The 536-nt window shown below is 68.5% G+C and carries 1 protein-coding gene; it reads left to right on the top strand.

Annotation, left to right across the window (positions count from 1 at the left end; translation table 11 throughout):
• Nucleotides 1-536, top strand: a 536-nt coding sequence (locus tag ACFQ27_RS20850; protein WP_377354931.1) for a methyl-accepting chemotaxis protein, incomplete at both ends; no start/stop codon positions are given.

Below are 536 nucleotides of genomic sequence, written 5' to 3'. Positions count from 1 at the left end.
GAGAACGTGTCCTCGGGCAGCCAGGAGCTGTCCTCGGCCTCGGAACAGGTGAGCCAGGGCGCGACCGAGCAGGCCTCGGCCGCCGAAGAGGCCTCGGCCTCGATGGAAGAGATGGCCTCCAACATCAAGCAGAACGCCGACAACGCCGCCCAGACCGAGAAGATCGCCCGTCAGTCGGCCAAGGACGCCGAAGCCTCCGGCGAAGCCGTCAGCCAGGCGGTGGAAGCCATGCGCACCATCGCCGAGAAGATCACCATCGTTCAGGAGATCGCCCGCCAGACCGATCTGCTGGCCCTCAACGCGGCGGTGGAAGCCGCCCGGGCCGGCGAACACGGCAAGGGCTTCGCGGTGGTGGCCTCGGAGGTGCGCAAGCTGGCTGAACGCAGCCAGACGGCCGCGACCGAGATCGGCGCCGTGTCTTCGGAAACGGTCAAGGCCGCGACGGCGGCCGGTGAAATGCTGACCCAGCTGGTCCCCAATATCCGGCGCACCGCCGAGCTGGTGACGGAGATCTCGGCCGCCTGCCGTGAACAGGA

Origin of the sequence: Phenylobacterium conjunctum, assembly GCF_042679085.1 — a bacterium.
GTDB classification, from domain to species: domain Bacteria; phylum Pseudomonadota; class Alphaproteobacteria; order Caulobacterales; family Caulobacteraceae; genus Phenylobacterium; species Phenylobacterium conjunctum.
The sequence above is the reverse complement of the archived record's forward strand: the minus strand, read 5'-3'. Positions and strand labels throughout refer to the sequence as shown.